At 61.2% G+C, this 23,959-nt stretch carries 11 protein-coding genes; 4 read left to right on the forward strand and 7 right to left on the reverse strand.

Translation table 11 applies throughout. The features are described from left to right. Positions 1-45: 45 nt before the first annotated feature. The 3 genes from J3U87_RS29810 to J3U87_RS29820 form a co-directional block, all read right to left on the reverse strand. A complete protein-coding gene (locus tag J3U87_RS29810; protein WP_237379443.1) occupies positions 46-1,716 on the reverse strand; it encodes a methyl-accepting chemotaxis protein in 1,671 nt (556 codons plus the stop codon). A gap of 177 nt (positions 1,717-1,893) precedes the next feature. Continuing rightward, a complete protein-coding gene (locus tag J3U87_RS29815; RefSeq protein WP_237379444.1) occupies positions 1,894-3,192 on the reverse strand; it encodes an amidohydrolase family protein in 1,299 nt (432 codons plus the stop codon). 709 nt (positions 3,193-3,901) lie between these two features. Next, the gene (locus tag J3U87_RS29820; protein ID WP_237379445.1) at positions 3,902-4,042 is read right to left on the reverse strand and encodes a hypothetical protein; all 141 of its coding nucleotides are present in this window, start codon (positions 4,040-4,042) and stop codon (positions 3,902-3,904) included. Between the two features lie 945 nt (positions 4,043-4,987). Here J3U87_RS29820 and J3U87_RS29825 point away from each other — a divergent pair. The 3 genes from J3U87_RS29825 to J3U87_RS29835 all read left to right on the forward strand — a co-directional run bounded on the left by J3U87_RS29825 (position 4,988) and on the right by J3U87_RS29835 (position 13,510). Beyond that, positions 4,988-7,924, forward strand: a complete 2,937-nt coding sequence (locus J3U87_RS29825; protein ID WP_237379446.1) for a family 31 carbohydrate-binding protein — start codon at positions 4,988-4,990, stop codon at positions 7,922-7,924. A 1,073-nt stretch (positions 7,925-8,997) separates the two neighbouring features. Then, the gene (locus J3U87_RS29830) at positions 8,998-10,989 is read left to right on the forward strand and encodes a TonB-dependent receptor plug domain-containing protein (RefSeq protein ID WP_237379447.1); all 1,992 of its coding nucleotides are present in this window, start codon (positions 8,998-9,000) and stop codon (positions 10,987-10,989) included. 1,087 nt (positions 10,990-12,076) lie between these two features. Beyond that, the gene (locus J3U87_RS29835; RefSeq protein ID WP_237379448.1) at positions 12,077-13,510 is read left to right on the forward strand and encodes a fasciclin domain-containing protein; all 1,434 of its coding nucleotides are present in this window, start codon (positions 12,077-12,079) and stop codon (positions 13,508-13,510) included. Between the two features lie 55 nt (positions 13,511-13,565). Here J3U87_RS29835 and rlmKL read toward each other — a convergent pair whose 3' ends face one another. The 4 genes from rlmKL to J3U87_RS29855 all read right to left on the reverse strand — a co-directional run bounded on the left by rlmKL (position 13,566) and on the right by J3U87_RS29855 (position 18,741). Continuing rightward, positions 13,566-15,728, reverse strand: coding sequence for a bifunctional 23S rRNA (guanine(2069)-N(7))-methyltransferase RlmK/23S rRNA (guanine(2445)-N(2))-methyltransferase RlmL (gene rlmKL / locus J3U87_RS29840; RefSeq protein ID WP_237379449.1), 2,163 nt, complete (start codon positions 15,726-15,728; stop codon positions 13,566-13,568). A 19-nt stretch (positions 15,729-15,747) separates the two neighbouring features. Next, a complete protein-coding gene (locus J3U87_RS29845; RefSeq protein WP_237379450.1) occupies positions 15,748-16,542 on the reverse strand; it encodes a substrate-binding periplasmic protein in 795 nt (264 codons plus the stop codon). 38 nt (positions 16,543-16,580) lie between these two features. Then, positions 16,581-17,681, reverse strand: coding sequence for a YcjF family protein (locus J3U87_RS29850; protein ID WP_237379451.1), 1,101 nt, complete (start codon positions 17,679-17,681; stop codon positions 16,581-16,583). Between the two features lie 100 nt (positions 17,682-17,781). Next, complete coding sequence (locus J3U87_RS29855) at positions 17,782-18,741, reverse strand: ParA family protein (protein ID WP_237379452.1); 960 nt, start codon at positions 18,739-18,741, stop codon at positions 17,782-17,784. Between the two features lie 1,510 nt (positions 18,742-20,251). Between J3U87_RS29855 and J3U87_RS29860 the strand changes: the two genes are divergently transcribed. Next, positions 20,252-23,707 (forward strand): pyruvate carboxylase, encoded by a 3,456-nt coding sequence (locus J3U87_RS29860; protein ID WP_237379453.1) that lies wholly within the window; start codon positions 20,252-20,254, stop codon positions 23,705-23,707. The last annotated feature ends 252 nt before the right edge of the window (positions 23,708-23,959 follow it).

Raw genomic sequence — 23,959 nt, forward strand, 5'->3', positions numbered from 1 at the left:
GATGGATGAAAGGTATTCCGGCACAACGGGTTGGAGCGACACAATTCAGGTCAGTTTGAATTTCTGGACGATTTGGCGCATGTCCACCGCGATCTGGGTCACGCTGGTGAGCTGCTCGTCGATCCGGATCAGGGCCTCTGAATTGGTTTGGACACTTCCGTCGATTTCACGGATGTTGTCCACCAGGTTCTGGTAGGACATCGACACGTGGGACAGCGACTCGGTAATGACCGCCGATCCCGATTTCGCTTCCAGAATGTTCTGGGCGATAAGGTGATTGGATTCGGTCGCCTGCTTGACCGACGTATCCATTTCCTCCGTCATATGGGAAATCTCCTGAAGACTGGAAAAGATGCCCTGGTTGGCCTCGACCGCATTGGCCATCTCCTCCTGAATGCGGGTCACCAGGCCGGCGATGTTGGCCGCCGCGTGGTTGGTCTGATTGGAGAGCGCCTTGACCTCGGTCGCCACCACATTGAAGCCGCGACCCGCCTCTCCTGCACGAGCGGCCTCGATGGCGGCATTCAGGGCCAACAACTTGATCTGCTCGGAAATATCCTGAATGAGGTGGACGACGCGTTCGATATCGGTCGCCGACTTGCCCAGGGAATCGATGGTGTCACTACCTCGCCGCCCCACCTCGTGGGCCCGCCGCGCCAGCATGGAAGCGCGGTCGGCGCGGTCCGAGACCTCCGTCATCAGTTGGGAAACCTGCGAGGCCGAAGACGAGACGGCGGTCATGGTGACATTGAACTCTTCCACGCTGGCCGAAATGTTCGACATCTGGTTCTCGACACTGGCGCTGGCCCTCGTCAGGCCGTCCGACGATTGCCCCAAAACCTGAACGGAGCCGGTCAGCGTTCCTCGGCTTTCCGCCATGTCCTCGAAGGACTGGGCCAGGGTTTCGGAATTCACGTGAATGCTTTGAATGATGTCCTTCAATTGGGTGATGAAGGCGTTGAACCAGTAGCCCATGCGTCCGGGTTCGTCCTTGCGCGACGCGTCCAATCGCACGGTCAGGTCGCCTTGCCCGTGGGCCAGGTCTTCGAAGGCCACCACGCTCTTCTTCAACGGGTCGATGACCGCACGGCCCAGCAGGAAACAACCCACACACACGATGCCAAACGCGAACAGGAGGCTCAGCCCCAATCTCGTGAACGAACCCTGGATCGAATGTCGAATCGCTTCGCCGGCTTCCCGTTTCATTTTGGAACTGGTGCGGTTGATGGTCTCGAAGGCTCGGATGGCCGGTTCGTTGTCCACGATGATCAGAAAATCGATGTCGCGCGGCATCACCCGATTCTCGTGCAGCGCCGACGCCATGACGAAGCCTTCCTGAAACGCCAGGATCACCTGGCGCAGATCCTCGAGCGCGCGGTTCTCGTCCGCGGTGAGGTTGCCCAGTTTCCGATAGTCTTCCAGAACCCCCAGCGCTTGGCTCAAGTTGGCTTCGCAAGCCGTTCGGCTGCGCGCGTCACCGCGCAGGATGTAGTTCTTGAGATGGTGGATGGCACCGCCGAAACCGAGGCTGCGGTCCAACTCCAACAGGTAGACCTCGCGTTGGGCCACGGTTCGATCGTAGCGTTCCCACTCCCTGGCGATCGGCGAGAGACCGACCCACATCAACCAGTACATCACCAGGAAGACGATTCCCACGAAGGTGGCGAACAACGTGAATTTGAGACCGATCGGAATGTCCGCGACACGAAAAATCATGGCAAAACCAATGACCAAGCAAATTTAATTCAAATAACTCTATTTTTGAGAAAGCATGGAAATCTCATCGGTCAGGGTGCTGAATAGTTTAAAACTGAGGCATCGCGGCTCAGCTACGGGAAAATGGCCGGATACCGCCGAAAACAGCCTGTTTCGGGCGGTATCCGTAGGACCGATTCACAGTTGGGGCGTGGCGATTCGGGGCAATTCCAGCAACCGTCCCTCCAGCATGACGCCCTCGATGTTTCGCAGCGCGTCCAGGTCTTCGAGAGGGTTGGCACCCAACAAGAGCAGATCGGCCCGTCGTCCTTCGCGAACCTGGCCAAATTCCTCGCCCTTCCGCAAGGCCCGTGCGGCGTGCCAGGTGGCCGCCATCAAGACGTCTTCGTTGCTGAAGCCCAGCGATTTGAAGTGTTTCATTTCATCCAGCATCGAGGTACCCGGCGCGATGAAGGGTCCGGCGCTGGCACTGACGAGGAACGCCACCTTCTCCTCGTGCAGGATTCGGCACAGGCGCCGATAGTCGGCCACCCGTTTCTCGAAGGCGGCTCGCTTGGCCAGGAAGTCCTCACCGCCCTTGCGCGCCTTCTCCGTGTATTCTTGCTGGTAGGCCGTCCAGTCCGCTTGGACCTGGGGCGGCAAGCCCGTGAGCGGCCTTTGTTTGGCGAAATCTTCCCCGCGCATCATCGGGATGTGGATCAGGTAGAAGTCCAAGGTCGGGCAAAAAAACACTTGGTTCTCCCGCATGCGTCGCGCCAATTTACGAACCCCTTGCTCGCCCTCCTTTTCGAGCAGCGTATCGAGGGTCAGGGGATGCTCGACGGTGCGTTGACCCAGGGCCACGGTTCGGTGAGGACCGACTTCCGGCATGATGTGCCCGGTGACATCGAGGCCGAGCTTTCGCGTCGTTTCCATCAGGGACCGGTATTGTTCGAACTCGATACCCGAAAGCACTTTCAGGAAATCGTACCCGGCACGGGCGTAACGCTCTGCCAGAACGTCGAGATCGGCGGTTGCCGCCTGATCGCGGTGGAACGGCGGAGCCGCCAGCACCAGATGGGGCCCCAAACGCTCGCCGCCGAGTACCTCCGCACGCCACGCCAACTGACGCGGATGCCCGCGCATCGATCGCACGGTGGTCACTCCGGCGGCAAGGCAACGAGCGAAATAGTCGTCGAGGTCCCAACTCTCTGCGCTGCCGTTGGGCAGGTGGGCGTGCATGTCCACCAATCCCGGCATCAACACCTTGCCACTTCCCTCGATGACGCGCGCACCCGTGTTCGTTCGATTCGGGTCGTGCGGCACCATCGCACGAATGCGACCGCCTTCGACGATCACGTCCATGCCCGCATTCAAACCCGTGCCGTCCATGGGAAGGACGTCGACATTTCGAAACAGAACGGGATTCGCGACCACCGTGGGAGAACCCGCCTCCATCGCGCACCACAAACCGATCAACACAAAAAATCCAAACATTACCAATTCTCCCGTTAACATTATTTTTTTCAAATCTCGAACCAGGCCCCGGTGTTGTGGCAAAACACAGAAAACCCCATGGCCTGCCGTCAGGGGCCTTCGGGGACGCGCCCAAGGGTCCCCCGCCCTCCCCCTTTTGCCCGTCTCCTCCGTCCCACGATCGATCTCGAAGCCCGCACGCGGTCGATCCAGAACGCGTCGCACGGCCGAAGCGTTTGCGGCGCACCAGGACGCAGGGTGAAAACGGCTCGCGATCACGGGTTCATCCAAGAGCGACTTCCGCCATGGTAGAAGGACCGATGGGTGCGGTAGGCCAAGGATTTGTGTGCGAATGCCGGCATTTATTTAGGAAATGTCATGGTTTTTTGAAGGGGTCGAGCCGACCGCTCGCCGGCATGGTCCCCAAGCGAAGCCCCGAGCCCCGGGTTGGAAGGGATCGGAACCAACTCGCCAGGTCCCACCAGATCCCCGACGAAACGAAAAGAAGGGAAGCCGCCCGAATTCAAGAACCAACGAAAGAGAGGAAAATACACGATCAGGCGTCAAAGAAAAAGCGAGAAAGGCGCATTTTATTATTCCAATTTAGTGATTTATGTTATCGTTAACATAAATCATTTCCCACATCTCATCAAAAACCATATCCAAAATGTATTATTTCCAGTATTTACACCATATTTTCGAGCAAACATCGCGAGTGATAGCGGTCACATCATTTTTTTCCGCTTTCTTCTTTAATCAACCCACGACGCGTTACCGCGGATTCGCCTTTCTTATCACCTTCATCACCTTCTTCATTCGATTCGGCGATTTTTTCCACTTCCTCGGTTTCGCTCATTGTCCACGTTTCCATTCGGCAGATCCATCTACGTCAAGTCAGGTTCATCGCTCGCGTTTGCCTCGCCTCATCCTCTCGTGGAGGCGGGGGCTCCGATGTCCGGTTTCCTCCCTCGGATCAGGGCTGCCACCGAATTCACTGCGCCCTTCAAAATGCCAACCCCCCACATCTAGATGTCTTGTCGCCTTCACCGGTCTTCGCTCGTGCCCGGTGGGCCGAAGCGGCATTGGTACCGCTTCGTTCGATCGATGATCTAGAGTCATGTTCTACCCGCGTTGTCCGTGTCCCGTCGGACACGGTTCCATCCCCTTACCCCAGGATGGGCCGACCGATTGGGCACGCGAACGGGTTTCGGGATATCCATTTCGCTTCTCGACAAGTTGCTTGCACCCGAAATTCGTTCATCGACAGACATGGCCCCGAGTGGCGAATCGCTCCCCAGGGCGCGCCGTTCAACCCACTTTCGTTTCCATGAAGGAGACGAGCCAGCCGGGTGGTGATTCGGGCCCGATGCCCGACCCCGCCCCAACCACGGACGACAGGAAACCTCCGAACCGACTTGCCCGGTAGCCCCGCGCTCGGCGAGCGAGTATCACCCCTGCCTGCACCGAGGTTTCCCGCGCACGTCCCGCAGCAACCCACCGGCTATAACCTCAAATCCTTCTTCGGGTCCGCCCTGCCCGGGCGGTCGAGGCCGGTGTTTGCCCAAAAACGGCGACGGATACCCACAGGAGCCCCGCAGATCCCACAGGATCTCCTGCCGCGTCGAGCGATTGAGGAACACGAACAAGTCGAAGGATTTGCACAAGTGACTCGTAGTTGAGGAGAGATACGATGACCACCCAGCTTTCCGGTGCCCCATCCCGGGCCTTCCGGAAAAACCAACGGCAACCAGAAGGACCTGGCCAGAGGAGGCAACAAGGTCTGCAAACCGGTGCCACCCCCTTTAAATTTGTTTTGATGACTTGGATGATTTTCGGGTTCTGCACCATGGCCCTGGCCGATTTCGGCATCCGTGCGACCAGTCCCACCAGCGGCGTCATCTTCTTTCAAGATCAGGGCTGGACGGGCTCTTGGAATTACATCTGTTTGGGCGATAACTGTGTATCCGGCTCACTGGTCGACGGTTATTGGGAACGCCCGATTGCCAACCTGGCCAGCGGCAACACCTATCAAATCCAGCTCAAGGTTCAAGACAACGCCAGCGGGCAGTACATCTCGCCCATGGAACCAGTCACGTTCGAATTCGGCGCGACCCCCAACGAGCCGCCTACCGTCACCGTGGTTCCGCCCTCCGGCGCGGTGACTGCGGGCGAATCCTTCACGGTGACCGCAAACGCTTCCGACAGTGACGGTTCGGTTGCCTCGGTCAGGCTGTACGCAACCCCGCCCAACGGTAGCGAAATCGACCTGGGAAGCGACACGGCGGCACCCTACTCCTGGACGATCGACAACGCGCAAGCCGGCACCTACCAGCTCCGCGCGGTCGCCACCGACGACGACGGCGCCACGGGCGAGGACACGGCTTCCGTGACCGTCAACGGGACGGGCAACAATCCCCCCACGGTCAGCATCGACGACATCTCCGGCAGCTTGGAAGTGGGCGGCACCATGACCGTCACGGCCTCCGCCGCCGATTCCGACGGCAAGGTCGCCTCCGCGGAACTGTTCTACACCGAGCCGGGCAGCGGTAAAACGAGTGCCGGCTCGCTGGTCGACACCCCCTTCACCTGGACCCTGTCGAGCCTGGTCGAAGGCGCCTACGCGCTACGCGTGGTGGCCACCGACGACGAAGGCGCCGTCGCCGAAGCACGCGACACCGTCGTCGTGGAAGGACCCGACGTCCCACCCACCGACGATTTCGGCGTGGAAACCCTGAACGCGAACACGGCACGCTACTGGTTCAAGGCCCAACCGGAGTGGCCCACCTCGGGCACCTTCTACAACTGTAAGGACCTGGAAAACGACTGTTACCCGGCCGAACTGAACAACGGTCGCTGGGAACGGGTGCACACCAACCTGACTCGAGGTCAAACCTACACCGCACAACTGAAGGTTCCCGGCATGAGCGCCGACGATTTCCCCCGCTACACCTTCACCTTCGGCGGCACCGGCGGCGACGGCGGCGACGGTGGTGACGGCGGTGATGGCGGCGATGGTGGTGACGGCGGCGATGGCGGCGACGGCGATCCCAATTTCGACCACCTGGATTGGACCTCCAACTCCCAGACCAATCACAATGTCGGTCCCCCGCCGCGCGCCAATCCTCCGGCCGCCCTGCGGACCCCGATCAACGGCGCCGCGCCCACCTCCCACGGTTTCGCGTTCGATCTCGCGGGCGACCAACTGACTTGGCGCTGGGGTCCCCAAATCATCAAGGCCCCGGGCGACGCCAACCTGGAATGCTGGTGTTCCGATGACGACAACGCGACGTTCAAAGGCATCAAGGTCGTGAACGGCCAAGCCACGATTCCATGCTCCGGGGAATACACCTACTTCTTCCGCTTCGAGCACCCCACGCATTCGCTGAACAACAATCCGGCGCACCGCTGGCTCTGGACGGGTCTCTTCACCACCGAGGGCCAACGCGTGGATCCGCACAACTACCCCTCCTTCACGGACGGGTCCGCCAACTGGATGCGTTTCCGCCACCCGGTATCCCATGACGGAACGACCGCGGCCATCCTCGACGCCCAGCACAACAACGACCTGCTGCGCAACCTCGACCGATACACCATCTGGGTCGATGACGAGCCCGGCAACGTGCAGTTGCGCTGGCAGATCGACGGCAGCGTGCTGCGGGTCGAATCCATGCGCAACACGGCAGGCGGCCCCAACGGCCAGCAGTTCTTCGCCCTGACCCAGAATCCCGGGTTCGACGGCGCGTACAGCTACGGCCAGGTCATCGCCTTCGAAGTCACCGCCGTCGCCGGCACCACCGGCGCCCAGACCTACAACGACTTCTCCTACTACACCGTGGGTCTCGGCTGGGGCAACTTCGGCGACCCGCGCCTGAATCCGGCCGGCAAGGCCTCCACCACCATGGTGCTCTCCGATGCCGGTGCCTATTCCGACCTGGAATACAACGCCATCTTCACCCAACCCTTCACCACGATCCACACCGAGGATCAGGTCGACGACTTCATCCTGGGCCACCACCTCTTCCACGGCATCGATCCCAACAAGCAGGGCTCGACCGATTTCGACGAAGTCAAGATCGGCGAATTCTCCTGCGGCGGCTGCCACTTCCGCGACGGCCGCGGTTCGGAACTCGTGGATACGCCCAACGGCCAACGCCTGCCGCCGCCCACGTTCGGCGTCAAGCTCCTGGAGATGATCGAGGGGCGCGAGGCCGGTTTCTCCTGGGACGGCTCGGCACCCACGGTCGCCCAACAGGTGCGTAACGCGCTGGTGAACGACCACAAAGTGGATCCGGACAAATTGCCCGGTCGCGTGCTGGAACTGATGACCACCTACACCGAACTGTTGACCGTACCCGCCCGTGACCCGGGCAGCTACGACCGTCCCGGCGTGGCCGAAGGCGATGTGTTGTTCAACGAAATCGGCTGCGGTGACTGCCACACGCCGGTGCAACGGACCCGCGGCGATGCGCCGACCCACCTGCGCAACCTGACCATCCGTCCCTACACCGACATGAAGACGTGGGACCTGGGCAAGGGCGACTTCCGCACCCCGCCGCTGTGGGGCCTGGGTCACAACATCCGCATGCTCGAGAAGAACGGTCGCGCGTTGTTGTTCCTGCACGACGCCAGTGCCTCCTCCGTCGCCGGAGCGATTCAGCAACACGGCGGCCAGGGCGCGGTGGTTCGCGACAACTTCAACAACCTGAGCGCCACCGAAAAGCAGAACCTGATCAATTTCGTGAGGTCGCTCTGATTCGACGCCCATCCCACGTCGGGGGATCTTCCAACGCGGAGAGACGCCGATTGGATGGGCCCACACCCGAAAACATCGCCCGGATCCCGAGGGGCACCTCTTCCCCGTCGGTCCAGGATCCGGGCACCCACTTCCTCTCGTGCAACATCACCCCTTGAAGCGTTGCATGTCACTCCAAGGCCTGGGCACGGCTCGGGCGACTCCGTGAAGTTCGCCCGAGCCATTTTTTGCCGAAGCCCTTCTTTGCGCCTGACCCAATCCCAGTCTCCTTCATTGCGCGGCAACGGCGTCGCGTGATTTCTCCAGACCTTTGGCCTGGCTCGACGAGTCGCAAGACCCGCGCGAGTCGGGCATTTTTTTGTTTGGTGGAGGGCATGTCTCCGGTGACGCGGGTGACTAACTCGGAGGTGTCGCGCACGACCAGGCTCGGTTCTGGAGCCGAGGAACTTTTTCACCACAGAGTCGTTGCCCAGGCCGGGGCCTGGGTTTCAGGTCAGAAACTAATCGAAGCGAATCGCATAGGTGTGCCCGCATCTACGAAAGGGGCGTCGTGCACGGCCGGTATGGCCCGGTAGGTGCGCCGGCCTTACCGGCCCTGCCATACCGGCCCTGCCATACCGGCCGTGCCATACCGGCCGTGCCCGCCGCACATTTTGAAGCCGGCTGTTTTAATCGCGCCGACCCTCGAAAATAGGTTGGAACTCCTCGCCTGGATTACTTCGACTAGTTCATCCGGCGGGCTTACCGCCCCTGATGCCCCTACCTGGCACGACGAATCTCTCCGCATTCGGGCGCTCCAAACGCAGCTTGTTCCAACAGATATTTTTAGCGTTACCTTCGAGCTTTACAGAGTTTGTTACATAATGAGGTCACGGAGCCCACCGAGAGGGAGCCGAACTCAGCCACCCAATGTTCTCCCAGGACGGCTGCTCGGACCCCAGGACCAGGAAGAGCGCATTCTATCGAATAAAAACCAAAATGCCGTGGCCGCCACCGACCTAAATTCATTGGTTGAACTTCCCTATCCGATCCTTCAGACATAACGCAAAGCCACCACTGGCAGGAGTCCATTCGTGCTCACCAACGCCATTTGCTTGCTTTCCCTTTATCTGATGTGGCAAATCGACCCGCTCAAACAAGACCCCCACGGCGAGCCACCCATCCAAAACGAGCTTTCGTTGGAAGACCTGCTGGAGCTGCGTGTGTCGGTCGCCTCCATCGAAGCGGAAGGCATCCTGGAAACCCCGGCGGTGGTCTCGCGCTACGAGGCCGAAGACATGCGCCGAATCGGTCTCACCACCCTGCGCGAAATGCTGTCCCTGATTCCCGGCCTGGTTCCGATCGACACCGAAATCGGCACCACCTCCCTGATGCTTCGCGGATTGGCCGAGTTCTTCAACCAGAAGATCCTGTTCCTCCTGAACGGGGTTCCCTACTGGCAACCCAGCCACGGAGACAACCCACTGTGGGGGATCCCGCTCGAGGCAGTCAGCCACGTGGAGGTCATTCGGGGGCCGGGTGCCGTGCTGTACGGCACCAACGCCACGGCCGGTGTGGTCAATATCGTGTTGGAAGAGATCGACGGCGGCCGGGCGAGCGCGACCCTGGGTAGCCACGCCCAACGAGAGCTGGGGTTCGCCTACGGCGGGGTGCCGCGCAGCCTGTCACAGACGAGGTACACCGTGGCGGGATCCTGGCGCGACGAAAAGGGCTATGCCGGCTTGTTCGAGAATCGGCCTCCTCCGCCCTTTTTCCCACCTGGATCCCCGTCGCGCGGAACCCTCGAGCGTTTTCACCATGCCAAATCGCTGCTGGCCCGCATGCAGATCGGCCGGACCGACTTCCTCGCCCACGCCTTCACCTCCTCCTCCAGTGGCCTTGCCGGTCCGGCCACGCCGATCAATCGTGCGGAGCTCCAATACGAGGGTTACCTGCTTCACGTCGCGCATCGCTGGTCGCGCACCACGTACGATCTGACGCTTTTCGGCGACTACAACAACTTTTTCCTGAAGATCCCCACCGACAATCTGATCGACGGCCGCTACCACGCCATCCAGGAGTTCTCGAACGACGGGAGAGACAACGCCCGTGGCCGGCTCGGCGCCCAGGTCAACCTGAACCTGAACGACTCGCTCGACTGGTTCAGCGGTATCGACTACGAACACCGGGAATCGGGCGAATACGGCAACACCCCCGCCGATCCGGCCCGGGATCGATTGGTCACCATGACGCCGCAACACCATGACGAACTCGCGCTCTACTCGCAACTGGACTGGAACACGGAACGTTGGCGGTTGGTGGTGGGCGCCCGCGCCACCCATCACGAGCGCATCGGCTGGAGAACCCAGCCGCGCATGGCCCTGATTTACCGGCCGACCACCGTGCACTCGTTCAAACTGCTCTACGGCGAGGGGTTCAACACGCCGAATTTCGTGCAAACCTCGCTCGTCATTCCCAACGTCGTTCTGGGCAACCCCGACCTGGTTCCGGAAACCGTGGCGACCTTCGACCTGGCCTATACCTACGCCACCTCCCATGCGCTCTTCGTGGCCAACATCTACCGATTCGAGGGCAGCGATTTCATCGTGCGTACGCCGCTGCCCGATCGAAGAGAGAGCATGTACCTCAACGCGCGGTCCTTCCACCGTACGGGCGGCGAGCTGGATTTCCAGTTCTCCTACCGAAAGTTCAAGACGATGGCGAGCGCAGCGTACAACGATGCCGGCAACCGCGAACTCGCCGACGACCCGACCGCCCTGTTCTCGCCACGATGGAACGGCTCGCTCGGCGTTCGCTATCGGCTGGGAGAACGCCATCACCTGGGCCTGTCCGCCCGGTACGTGGGCCCACAGGACACCGCATCGGACTACACCCTGGTCCATGCCGCCTACAGTTTCAGCTATCGGGGCTTTCACACGTCTCTCGTGGGCGGCAACCTGCTGGACCAAACGCCGCTGCACGCCGATATCGCCAATCAGGCCCGCGACCGCCTCAGCCCGAACGGCGACCCCTCCCCGTTCGGTCGCATCTCGTTCCGCATCGTGCTCGACGCGTTCGGTCGTTGATGCAGGCCGCGACTCGGCAGGGCAGGGCCGCTCCTTTTGCGGCCGACTCGTCTGCTGTGGTGGGTGTCGTCTCGGGTTTTCGATTTCTTCGAGCTGTCTCGCTTCGATTGGTTGAGCAGGCTGCTCAACCTACAGACATTACACCACTTATGTTCGTTCAGGGACTTCAGAACTGGGCTTTTCGATGATGTTTTGGTCGGATCGAGGCCATGCCTTTACCGGTCAACATTTCAGGTTCAGGTTCAGGTTCGCATCTGCGATTCCATCCAACTTTGGTCGGACATTTTGCGGTGGTGGGTGTCGTCTCGGGTTTTCGATTTCTTCGAGCTGTTTCGCTTCGATTGGTTGAGCAGGCTGCTCAACCTACAGGTATTACACCACTTATGTTCATTCGGGGACTTCAGAACCGGGTTCTTCGATGGTGATTCGGTCCAATCGCGGCCATGCCTTCCCCGGTCAGCGTTTCGGGTTCAGGGTCGTACCTGCGATTCTATCCACCCTTGGTCAGTGAATAAGCTTGGACAAAATCCGGACACGGGAGATTTTTGCGGTTCGTCAGCGGGCCAAATTCCGATGCAAACAAAGTTGTCAAGTTTGTTTTTTGTGACGTAGATCTCATAATACACCTTCAATCTATCCGGTATCGAGGTCTCAATGAAAGGAAAACCACGGTCGAATACACCGCTTCGACGCAAATAACTTTGGCTTCCTCAATGATTTATCGACCGGATGGTGGCACCGGGCGATCCAGGTTCAATGGTCTGTCTGCCTTCATCAGAATGTCATCACTTGGAAAAAACATAGACAACATCTTGACAGAACCAGTCAACCGTCGTAATTTGAGCATCGAGTTCAACGACACAACTTTTCGGCACGCGTGCACCGACCATGGAAACCATCCCTGACGAAGATGGTTTCCCGGCTCTCTTTGACTTGATCTTGGCGAGGCTACACTCTCAATCACTTCGCCCTGTCGTTACAGGGCACCGAAAGGAGCGTACTCATGTGGAAATCGAGCGCTTTCTGTACTGCGCTAGGACTCCTGGCTCTCTCGTTCTCATCACACGTTCGGGCTCAAGACGACATCGTGGATACCGCGGCAGCCGCCGGTGACTTCACCACCCTCTTGCAGGCGGCCGAAGCGGCTGGACTCGTGGATGCCCTGCGGGGTGACGGCCCACTCACGGTCTTCGCACCCACGGACGACGCCTTTGCGGCGCTTCCCGACGGAACGCTGGACGCCTTGCTGGCGGACACCGATGCGTTGGCCAACGTGCTGCTCTACCACGTCGTTTCGGGCCAGGTACTGGCGGCAGACGTGGTGACCCTGGACACGGTGGAAATGCTCAATGGCGACACGGTCACGATTACCGCGAACGACGACGGCGTCAAGATCAACGATGCCAACGTGGTGGCGACCGACATCCTCGCCTCGAACGGCGTCATTCACGTGATTGACGCGGTACTCATTCCGCCCACTCAGACCCAGGACGACATTGTGGATACGGCCGCCGCCGCCGGTGACTTCACCACCCTCCTGCAAGCGGCCGAAGCGGCCGGGCTCGTGGATGCCTTGCGGGGTGACGGCCCGCTCACGGTCTTCGCCCCCACGGACGACGCCTTCGCGGCACTGCCCGCGGGCACGCTGGATGCCCTGCTGGCGGATCCCGAGGCATTGGCCGACATACTGCTCTACCACGTCGTCTCGGGCCAGGTGCTGGCAGCGGACGTGGTGAGCCTGGACACGGTGGAAATGCTCAATGGCGACACGGCCACGATCACCGCGAACGACGACGGTGTCAAAATCAACGACGCCAACGTGGTGGCCACCGACATCTTGGCCTCGAACGGGGTGATCCACGTGATCGATGGGGTACTCATTCCGCCCGAAGATCCCGGTAGCGACCTGCCCGGCACCCAATACCGCGTGACGATCACCAACCTGACGCGCGGCCAGGTCTTCTCCCCCCCGATCGCCGTGGTCCACGCCGACGACATCTCCCTGTTCCAATTGGGCCAGCCCGCTTCCGGCACGCTGCGCACCATGGCCGAAGATGGAAACGCCCAACCGCTCGCCGACGAGCTGGCCCCGCTCGATCTCGTCTACGACGTACAGGTCGCCTCCGATCCGCTGCCTCCAGGCCAGTCCGTCATGATTCGGGTCACTGCGGCCGGTCGCTACAACTACATCAGCGTGGCCGGCATGCTGGTCAGCACCAACGACGCCTTTTTCGCAGCCGAAATTCGGCGCCCGGCCAGCTTCGACAACTACGTCAAGCAGGCCGGCGACCATCGTGCCATGGCGCACGCCCTGGCCTACGATGCGGGAACCGAAGCCAACTCAGAGAGTTGCGACTTCATTCCGGGACCACCCTGTGGCTCTGGCGGCGCTCCCGATCCCGGCGGTGCCGAAGGCTACGTGTACGTGAGCAACGGCATCCACGGCATCGGTGGCCTGGACCGTGCCACCTACGATTGGCGCGGCCCCGTCGCCCTCGTGACAGTGGAACGCATGGACTGAACACCACCCCCACCACCAGGGCCTTCTTCGGAGGGCCCTTTTTTCGTTTCGGCCCCTAGCCTTTGCGGATCTCGAAGCAGTGGTGGATGCGCTTGTTGCGCGCGAAATCCTGCGGAATCGTCTCTCGCGAGATATCCTTCACCGACAAACCCGCACCGCTCAGTTTGTCTTTGTTCAACTTGAACGATTTCAGATTGTTGGAGAAAAACAGCACGCCGCCAGGAGCCAACAGTTCGGCCGCCCGGGTCACCAGGAACACGTGGTCGCGCTGCACGTCCAACACCCGATCCATCTTCTTGGAATTGGAGAAGCTGGGCGGATCCAGGAAAATTACGTCGTAGGAGCCCTTGGCGCTTTGGAGCCAATTCATGCAGTCGGCCCGCAGAAACCTGTGCCGGGCACCGCCCAAACGATTCAAGGCCATGTTGCGCTCGGCCCAGTTGAGGTAGGTGTTGGACATGTCGATCGTCAAGGTCTCCCTGGCCCCGCCGGCGGCGGCATAGACGGTCGCGGTCCCCGTGTAGGCGAACAGGTTCAGGAACCGCTTGCCGTCGCACAATTCGCGAATCCGCGCCCGGATCGGCCGATGATCCAGAAACAGGCCCGTATCGAGGTATTGGTGCAGGTCGACCCAAAAGTGCAGGCCGTTTTCGACGATCTCGATCGGCGGCCCCTTCTCTTCCTGTGCCTGGTACTGGTTGTTCCCCTTCTGGCGCTCGCGTGTCTTGAGAAACACCCGATCGCGCGGGATCCCCACCACCTCGGGCGCCACCAGCACCATTTCCATCCAACGACGCTCGGCCTTGGCGGCCGGGATCTGGGCCGGTGCACGGTATTCCTGGATCAGCAGGTAATCGCCGTAGCGGTCGATGCAGGCGTTGTACTCGGGCAGGTCGGCATCGTAGATTCGGTAGCAACCGACCCCTTCCCGAGCGGCCCATTTGCCGATCTGTTTGAGATTCTTCTTGAGACGGTTCCGGACCATGGCCGCGCCTTCGGAAATCGGAAGACTGCCGCCGTCGTGCAGCGCCAGGCTCTCCTGGCGGCTGGGTCCCTCGTTGTCGGCCCGAATCGCGATCCGCAACATCTGGCAGGGAATGGTGCCGTTGTAGAGCTTGTAGACGCGATGCGCCCGCAGCCCCGTTTGCTTGCCCAGACCGCCGTGGGCCGTGAGCATCGCCGCCGACCATCCCGGAAACCGGGTCTTGAGCACGTGTCCCAACCTCGTGTAGAGCATCACCAATTCCGGCAACTCACCCAGGCGCGCGCCATAGGGCGGATTGGTGACCACCAGGCCGGAGGCGTTGCCGTCGAAGGGTTCGTCCGGCCAGTCGTGCAGATCCCGGCGCTCGACCTCGATGCGGCCGGCCAGACCCGCCCGAGCGATGTTGGCCCGTGCGGCGTACATCGCGTCGCGCGATCGATCGAAGCCGAGGATCGGCGCTTCGAACTTCGCGAGGCCCGCTTCGCGTCGCGCCTCGGCCTCCTCGCGCAATTCGGTCCAAACGCGCGGCTGGAAGCCCAGCCAGGCAGTGGGCACCTTCTGGTCGTGCAGCAACCCCGGCGCGATGTCCGCCGCCATCATGGCACCTTCGATCAAAAAGGTCCCGGACCCGCACAGGGGATCGATCAGGGCCCCGCCCTCCGCGGCGATTTCCGGCCATTGGGCCCGTTGCAAAATGGACGCGGCCAGGTTTTCCTTCAGGGGGGCCAGGCCGCCTTCGGGCCGGTAACCACGCCGGTGCAGGCTACCTCCCAAATCGATGCTCAGCGTGCAACGGTCGCGCTTGATGACCATGTGCAGCCGCACATCGGGGTGCTGTCGATCCACCGAAGGACGCCGATGAAGGCGTGCGCGGAATTGATCGACGACCGCATCCTTCACCCGCTGGGCCGCGAACTGGGCGTGGCCGATGCGCGAGGCACTGACCACCGGCTCGATCGAAAAAGTGTGGGCGAGGTCCATCTGTGCCGTCCAGTTGACGAGCTTGGCACCGGCATAGAGCTGATCGGGATCGCGGGCCTCGAACTCGGTCAACGGCCGCAACAGCCGTCCGCAGAGGCGCGACCACAGCAGGATGCGATAGGCCGTGGGCACATCGGCCAAAAACGAGACGCCGGCCTTGGTCAAACGAACCTCTCGTGCCCCGAAGCCCCGCAACTCCTCGGCAAGTTGCTCCTCGAGCCCCTTGGGCACCAAGGCAAAATAAGCATGCATGCACGATCTCCTTCGCGAATCACTCTACCGGCGGCAGGGGCGGGTTATCCTTGTACTTCGTGACGATGCGGTCATAGGTGCCGTCCTTTTTCAAGGTGTCCAGCGCGTATTGCCAGGATTCGACGACGGCTTGGGGCGTCTTTTTATTGAAGGCGATGTACATCTCGTTGCGGGCGATCGCCACCAACGGTTTGATCGACGTCACATCCAACCCGTTCATCTTGGCGCGAAACATCAATTCCCACTCGCTTCCGGTGGTCAACTCCAACCGGCCGTACACCAATTTGCGGTAATTGTTGAAGCTCAGGGGATGCGGCACCAGGTTGGTGAACTCCAATTGGCGGAGCAACAGCTCGGCCGAGCCACCGGAAAGCACACCGATCGATGACGCACGCCGCATCGCATCGAGATCCGGATATTTTTCGGCGTCTTCCACCCGTCCGAAGACGACGGATTCGAACGAGATCAGCGGACCGACCCACTTGAAATCGTTCTCGCGGGATTTGCGGCGCGTCACCGAGAACAACACGTGACCCGATTTGGTCTTGGTGTTGTGATAGGCACGCTTGAAGGGAACCAACTGAATCGAACACGGCTGGTTCGTCTTTTGGAGAATGGAGCACACGATGTCGGCCGAAATGCCGACCACCCGATCGCCAACCATATAACTGAAGGGCGGAAACTCCTCCGCCATGACGGTCAGGGTGCCGGCCGGTTGTTGGGTGGCGGCGACATCCGAAGGATGGGGACCCGTGACACCGTCTTCCACGACGATGGCGATTTCCGCACGAGGTTGTGGTGGTTCCGCCGCCATACTCCATGGGAGAAGAAAGAGGGCAAAACAGAGACCCATCAAGCCGTAGGTTCGTTGGTGGTTGCACCGGAGCGCTTGGATTGCGACCATTTTTTCGCCAGTTTTTGTCCTTGCTTGAGCTGCTCCACATAATAGGATCTGACTTTTTGCGGCTCGAATGTAAGAAAGGTACCACCCGAGGCAAAATGTTGCAAGAAGACCATGCCCAGGGCGTAAGTCGCGGCACCGGAGGTCACTGGCATGGACACGCCGACCGCCCACAAACCCAGTCCCGGTGCGACTTTGAGTGCCGATGAAACGACGGCGGTACCAACCGCGATCCCGCCCACCGTCCCGGTCAGGGAACCGATGAAGGAGAGCGCGGCCTGATTGCGGTAGTCGATTCGGTAAATCTCGGCGATGCGTTTGAGCATGCGGGTCTGAATCACCCAGACCGCGGCCAGGTCGAGCAGCGGTACGGGCAGAAAACTGATCCCCATGGACGCGAGTACGTGTTTTTGGATGGTCACCTCGGCACGCAGGTCCCGCTCCCGCAGCACGCGTTCGCGATCCTGCCAATCGGATGCCTGGGGCGCGGGTCCCGGCGCCTCGGCGCGAGCCGAAGCGTCGGCGGTCTTCTCCTGCGGCGCGGAACCCGTATCGAGGGGCGTGGCCGCATCGGTTTCGCTTTTCTTCCCTCTCGCCGTCTTGGTCTTGGCACGCTTCGCGGTCGCTTTGGCGGTCTTCGTCGAACGGGTCTTGCCGCGCCCGGTCGCGGACTTTTTGGGGGCGGCCGTAGTGCCGGATTTTCGCTTTGACGCGGTGCGGTCGCGGGGTTCGGTCGCGGCCTCGACCGGTTGCGGTTCGGCCTTGGTCACATCCGAAGCGGCGGGCTCGGGTGATGCCACATCCTGTTTCGCCGCCGTTGAAGGCTGCACCACCGGCGCCTCGACATCGGCCGATTCACCCATCGCGGATTCGTCTTCCGGCATTTCGTAGAGGCGACGTCGCTTGCGACGTACCTTGGGGGCGGGTTTGACGGAAGGGGTTTCCTCTTTGGAAGCAGCCGCTTCGCCACCGGGCGCGCCGGGCCCGGATTCTTGCGGCGTGCTCGGCTTTTCGGCATCCTGGGAACGGGGCTCATCACCGTTGGGAAACATGGCTGTTACCTCAATTCATCTCGATCGGATTTCACGCCAGGGTCAGTGCGGGGAAGGCAGAAAGAGGACGGTCGAGGATTCGGTCGAACAGGCCGCCACCTCAGCGATCGATGCCGAGCAGGTGACGAACCAGCGCATCGTAGTCTTCGCGCGCAGAGCTCTTGCGAGCGTGAGCGAACACCGTTTCGCCGCGCGCCAGGGATTTCGAGAATTCGGTGGTCACCCGGATATGGACCGGTACCGCGTAGTTCGCATAGGGGCCCGCCAGTTTTTCGATGGTCTGGGCCGCCAGTTTTTCACGTCGATCGTAGCGGGAGAACAGGACCTTGACGATCGGATGGGGCAGGCTGTAGGTCTCGCAAATGGCTTCGATCTCTCCCAGGGTCAGGTCGAGTCCCTTGAAGGAGAACGGATCGCCCGCCACGGGAATGACGATGACGTTCGCGGCGCATATCGAACTGATCACGGCGGTGCCCAGCGAGGGCGGGCAGTCGATCAGCACCAGGTCGAACCCCTCGTGCTTCAATTGTTCGCACACGCCGCGAACGGCGCGTTTCTGGTGTTTTGGATTGGTGAGGCTGGCATCCAGCAGGCCGTTTTCCAATGAGGAGGGCAACAACCACAGGTGATCGTCGATCTTTTTCAGGGAGCCCGGAAGCATGTCCGCGGGTTTGGCCCAGATGTCGTAAAAGATGGGTTCGTCTTCTTCCGGCAAGGAGTCGAATGCCATCGAGGCCGAGGCCTGCGAGTCCAAATCGAGCACACAGGTGCGGAACCCGTATTGAGCGGCCCGCGTGGCGATGGTGATGGTGCTGGTGGTCTTGCCCACCCCGCCCTTGAGGTTGATATGCGCCAGAATGCCGAAATCGTAGGAGACGCCGCGTCGCGACAGCTCGGCCCGCACGGCTTCCGGCCTCACCCCGAAACCGCGCCCGCCCATGTCGATCAGGCCGTCGTCGGATATCCGTTTGCGAAGGCGCGCGGCAGGCTCGCCCGTGATCTGGGCCAGTTCGGTAAGCGTCAACACATAACGCGGCAATGAGTTGGTTCTCGCATCCATGGCAACCATCTGGAGGTGTCCGGCACGCATGCCGGCTCACGGAAAAATTGGTGGGGAGATCTGAAGGCATGTTAGCAGGTTCGGATCTGTGGGGAAAGGCTTTGTCCCGGGTCTCGGCAATCGGGTCGGGGGCGCGTTTTTCATCATGGTGTCGCCGCTCGCACCGGTGGGTCTCGGGATTGAGACGAAACAAGACGTGCGGGTACTCCATGTCGGTTCGTTTCAGAACTGCCGCGGACCAGCGTGGTGGGCGGCCAGCTTGGTTTCGGGATGGAAACAACGCCATCTGAGTCGTTTCGAAGAGCCCGCACATGCGTAAGCGACGTAAAGCGTGTAAGTGGAGCAGGGCCGGTATGGCAGCTTGCCTTACCGGCCCTGCTCCACCATTCGAAGCGACTGAGCAAAGATCGAACTCGATCATCGAGAGATCTAGAGGCCCGACTTATTTGCTTCGCTCTTTTACCACTTGTTCTTGCGGAACCTGAGTCGCTTCGACGTGTCGGCCCAGCGGGCATACCGCCCGTGACCAACCTGTAGGATGGATGCGGGCGCAGCGACCCATGTTTGGCGCATTGTGTTCCCGAACCTGAACCCCTGCCTGGATGTGCGCCGTTCGCGGCCAATCCTGAAGGGATGGCCGACCCCATGTTTGGCCCACAACTTATTTAAAACGCGTGCCGAAGGCGCGCCACCAGCAGGCGTCCTGGAGGGACGACACAATACAGCGAAGGGTGAGACGCCGGGACGGCGGCGTAACCCTGGTTCCATGGAGTTCCCCCATCGAGCTCTGAAGGAGCGGGGCTACGAAGCCCCACCGGCGTTCACACCACCTCCGATGACTCTCCGCAGAGCCGACGGGTTGGGATAGACGTCACCCCCGATGACGCTTCGCGGAGCCGCCCCTACAGGGCTGGGGGCCGGGGACTCCCAACAACCAGGGTTACGGTGCCTCAACGGCACCTCACCCTTCGCTGTACTGTGTCACCCCTCCGGGGTGCCCGCTGGTGGCGGGCCGGAGGCCCGCGTTCTAAATCAATGGTGGTCCAAAGTGACGTCCGGTCGCACCTTCAGCGCGACCCGGGGCGGGTTCCCATCCATATTGACGATCGATTCGGGACAGGTTCCCGTCAGCCTTCCGTTTGTCGCGTAAATCCAGGATCCATTGAACACCCGAACCTTGACCCCTGCCTGGATGCACGCCGTTCGCGGCCAAACCTACAGCCGCGCCGACCCTCAAAACATGCGGGAACTCCTCGCATGGATCACTTCGAAATGTTCATCCGGCGGGGTGATTACGTGAAAGAAACCAGGCCCGCAACTCCCGGGTTCCAGACCCGCTTTCCGGTCATGCCGCGGGTCGCCGACGCAAGGCGGCAAGGACTTTCAATTCAGGGCGGTCGTGCTAGAATCGGGTTTATTTTTCGGAACCCCCGCCCTTTTCAATCCAGTGGTCCTCCCCACCGACAGTGGCCCCCCCCACTCAAATTTCCCCCCACAAGGCAGGCTCCTGATGACCGCATATGACATTCGTCCCTTTAAAAAAGTACTCGTGGCCAATCGGTCCGAAATCGCCATTCGCATTTTCCGGGCCTGTACCGAACTCGGAATCCAGACGGTCGCCATCTATGCCGACGAAGACCGCCTCAGTCTGCACCGCTACAAGGCCGACGAGGCCTACCTGATCGGCAAGAGCAAATCCGCGGTGGACGCCTACCTCGACATCGAAGGCATCGTCAATCTCGCCTTGGAGAAGGATGTGGACGCGATCCACCCCGGCTACGGGTTTTTGGCCGAAAACGCCGAACTGGCGCGCGCCTGCAAGCAGGCCGGTATCGTCTTCGTCGGGCCCCCCGCCGAGGTGCTCGAAGCACTGGGCGACAAGGTCAAGGCTCGGGCCATCGCCCAACGCGCCAAGGTCCCCGTGATCCCCGGCACCAAGGACGCCGTCAAGACCGACCAGGATGCGCTGCTGTTCGCCAAGAAGCACGGCTTTCCCCTGATCATCAAAGCCGCCCACGGTGGCGGCGGACGCGGCATGACCATCGTGCAAAACCGCGAGGAACTGCTCGACGCCATCGCCCGCTCGCGTTCGGAAGCCAGCAAGGCATTCGGCTCGCCCAAGGTCTTCATCGAACGCTACCTGGAACGGCCGAAACACATCGAAGTCCAAGTCATGGCGGACGCCTACGGCAACATGGTCCACCTGTTCGAGCGCGACTGCTCGATCCAGCGCCGCCACCAGAAGGTGATCGAGATCGCGCCCTCGCGCAGCATCAAACCGGCCGTCAAGGATCGCCTCTACCGCGACGCCCTGTCCATCTGCCGCGAGGTGGGCTACGTCAACGCCGGCACCGTCGAGTTTCTGGTCGACAAAAACGGCAAACACTACTTCATCGAGGTCAACCCACGCATTCAGGTCGAACACACGATCACGGAGATCATCACCGGCCGCGATATCGTGCAGACCCAGCTTCGCGTGGCCGAGGGTTACTCGCTGGACCACGACACCATTCGCATTCCCGGCCAAGAGAAGGTCAAGAAAAGCGGCTACGCCATTCAGTTGCGCATCACCGCCGAGGATCCCACCCAGAACTTCGCGCCCACCACCGGAAAGCTGACCGCCTTCCGGGCCGGCGAAGGGTTCGGGATTCGCCTGGACGCGGGCAACGGGTTCGAAGGTGCGGTCATCAGCCCGCACTACGATTCGCTGCTGATCAAACTGTGTAGCTGGTCGCTGGATTTCGACCTGGCCGTAACCAAGGCCCTGCGGGCGATTCGCGAGTTCCGCATCCGAGGCGTGCGCACCAACCTGCCGTTTCTGGAGAACGTGGTCGACCACGAGCGCTTCCGCAGCGGCGATCTTGACACGCGCTTCATCGACGATCACCCGGAACTGATGCGCTTCAAGCCGCGCAAGAACCGCGCGAACAAATTGCTGCGCTACTTGGGCGATCTGGCCGTGAACGGCTACGAGGGCATCGCCGCCTGCGACAAGCCGGTCCGGCTGAACAGCCCGCCGATCCCGTCGGTGCCGAAGACGGCACCCGCGGAGACAGCGGCCTACGAAGTCTTTCGAGAGCAAGGGGCTACGGGCTTATCAAAATGGTTACTTGAACAAAAACGATTGCTGATCACCGATACCACCACCCGCGACGCCCACCAGTCGTTGTTCGCCACCCGCCTGCGCAGCTACGACATGTTCGCCGCGGCCCACGCCACCGGGCACCTGTTGCCCGAACTCTTCTCGATGGAGATGTGGGGCGGCGCGACCTTCGACGTGTCGATGCGGTTCCTCAAGGAATGCCCCTGGGAGCGCCTGACCCGTCTGCGCAAGCTGCTGCCCGGCACCCTGTTGCAAATGCTGTTGCGGTCGGGCAACGCCGTCGGCTACACCAACTACCCCGACAACGTGGTCAATCGCTTCATCAAGGTATCGGCGGAGAAGGGCATCGACGTGTTCCGCATCTTCGATTGCCTCAACTGGGTCGAGAGCATGAAGCCCTGTATCGCGGCGGTGGCCGAGACCGGCAAGATCGCCGAAGCCGCGGTCTGCTACACGGGCGACGTGTCCGACACCAAGCGCGAAAAATTCAACCTGGCCTATTACCTTCAAAAAGCCAAGGAGTTGGAGGCTGCCGGCTGCCACATCTTGGCGATCAAGGACATGGCCGGCCTGTTGAAGCCGCGGGCGGCCTACATGCTGGTGGACGCGCTGAAGAACGCGCTCCAGATCCCGGTCCACCTCCACACCCACGACACCAGCGGCAACGGTATCGCCACCTTGCTGGAAGCCACGCGGGCCGGCGTGGACATCGTCGACACCGCCCTCAGCTCGATGTCGGGCACGACCTCGCAACCGTCGATGAACGCGCTGGTCACGGCGCTCTACGGTACGGAACGCGAGACGGGCATTCGCAACGCCTCGATCCAACAACTGGCCGACTACTGGGAAGTCGCCCGCGAAGCCTACGCCCCGTTCGAATGCGGCCTCAAGGCCGGTACCGCGGAGGTCTACCGCCACGAAATCCCCGGCGGTCAGTATTCGAACCTGCGGCCACAGGCCATCGCCCTGGGATTGGGACATCGCTGGAACGACATCAAGGTCATGTACCGCACGGTCAACGACATGCTGGGCGAGGTCATCAAGGTGACGCCCTCGTCCAAGGCGGTCGGCGACATGGCGCTCTTCATGGTGCAGAACGACCTGACTCCCCAGGCCGTGCTGGATCACGGCAAGGAAATGGCCTTCCCCGAATCCTTCGTGAACCTGATGAAGGGCATGATGGGCCAACCGGACGGCGGGTTCCCGGCCAAACTACAGAAAGCGGTCCTCAAGGACGAGCAGCCGATCACCTGTCGGCCAGGCCAACTGCTGGAGGATTTCGACTTCGATGCGGCGGCGCAAACCCTGGAGAAAAAGTTCGGGCGCTCCTTCAAGGAAACCGAACTCGTCAGCTATTCGCTTTACCCGCAGGTATTTACCGAATACATCCAATTTGTGAACGAGTACGGTGACCTCTCGGTACTCGATACGCCGACCTTTTTCTACGGGCTGGACGTGGACCAGGAAAAAGCGATCGCCATCGAAGAGGGCAAGACCCTGATCCTCAAACTGCTGGCACGCAGCGAGCCGCACGAGGACGGGTTCCGCGAGTTGTTCTTCGAACTGAACGGACGGCCGCGCAACGTGATGGTGCTGGACAAGGCCACGGGCATCGAGGTCAAGACCAACGAGAAGGCGGACCCCGACAACCCGAAACACGTGGCCGCACCCATGAGCGGCAAGGTGACGGAACTGCACGTAGCCCAGGGCGAGAAGGTCAGCGAAGGCCAGAAGCTGATGACGACCGAAGCGATGAAGATGCTGAACGTGATCGTCGCGCCGCGCGGCGGCAAGATCAAGCGCCTGCCCGTTGCGGAGGGGATGCAACTCGGTCCGGGCGACCTGGTGGCCGAGATCGGTTGAATCGCATGAGTGGCCGGCACCTGGGCGTTCGCGACGTGGGCGCGCCCAGGTCGCCGGTGCATCAAAAGCGGGTCTTGACGGGGCGTGAACCCGACGCGTGGTCGCCGGGTACGGCAATCGAGTATGTCCACGAATCACGCGAATGAACACGAATCCTCGGGAGCCCTTTGGGAGAGGTTCGGGGACACTCGGGTAAAGCCCTTTGATTTATTACCTTATGACCCGTTTTCCCCCAAGGGTGTCCTTTCGTGT

The sequence above is a fragment of the Sulfidibacter corallicola genome, from assembly GCF_017498545.1.
Lineage (GTDB): Bacteria > Acidobacteriota > Holophagae > Acanthopleuribacterales > Acanthopleuribacteraceae > Sulfidibacter > Sulfidibacter corallicola.

Excerpts from the sequence above, each read along its gene's own strand:
- J3U87_RS29810 (WP_237379443.1), bottom strand. The coding sequence starts at position 1,716 with ATGATTTTTCGTGTCGCGGACATTCCGATCGGTCTCAAATTCACGTTG.
- J3U87_RS29815 (WP_237379444.1), bottom strand. The coding sequence starts at position 3,192 with ATGTTTGGATTTTTTGTGTTGATCGGTTTGTGGTGCGCGATGGAGGCG.
- J3U87_RS29820 (WP_237379445.1), bottom strand. The coding sequence starts at position 4,042 with ATGGAAACGTGGACAATGAGCGAAACCGAGGAAGTGGAAAAAATCGCC.
- J3U87_RS29825 (WP_237379446.1), top strand. The coding sequence starts at position 4,988 with ATGACTTGGATGATTTTCGGGTTCTGCACCATGGCCCTGGCCGATTTC.
- rlmKL (WP_237379449.1), bottom strand. The coding sequence starts at position 15,728 with ATGCATGCTTATTTTGCCTTGGTGCCCAAGGGGCTCGAGGAGCAACTT.
- J3U87_RS29845 (WP_237379450.1), bottom strand. The coding sequence starts at position 16,542 with ATGGCGGCGGAACCACCACAACCTCGTGCGGAAATCGCCATCGTCGTG.
- J3U87_RS29850 (WP_237379451.1), bottom strand. The coding sequence starts at position 17,681 with ATGTTTCCCAACGGTGATGAGCCCCGTTCCCAGGATGCCGAAAAGCCG.
- J3U87_RS29855 (WP_237379452.1), bottom strand. The coding sequence starts at position 18,741 with ATGGATGCGAGAACCAACTCATTGCCGCGTTATGTGTTGACGCTTACC.
- J3U87_RS29860 (WP_237379453.1), top strand. The coding sequence starts at position 20,252 with ATGACCGCATATGACATTCGTCCCTTTAAAAAAGTACTCGTGGCCAAT.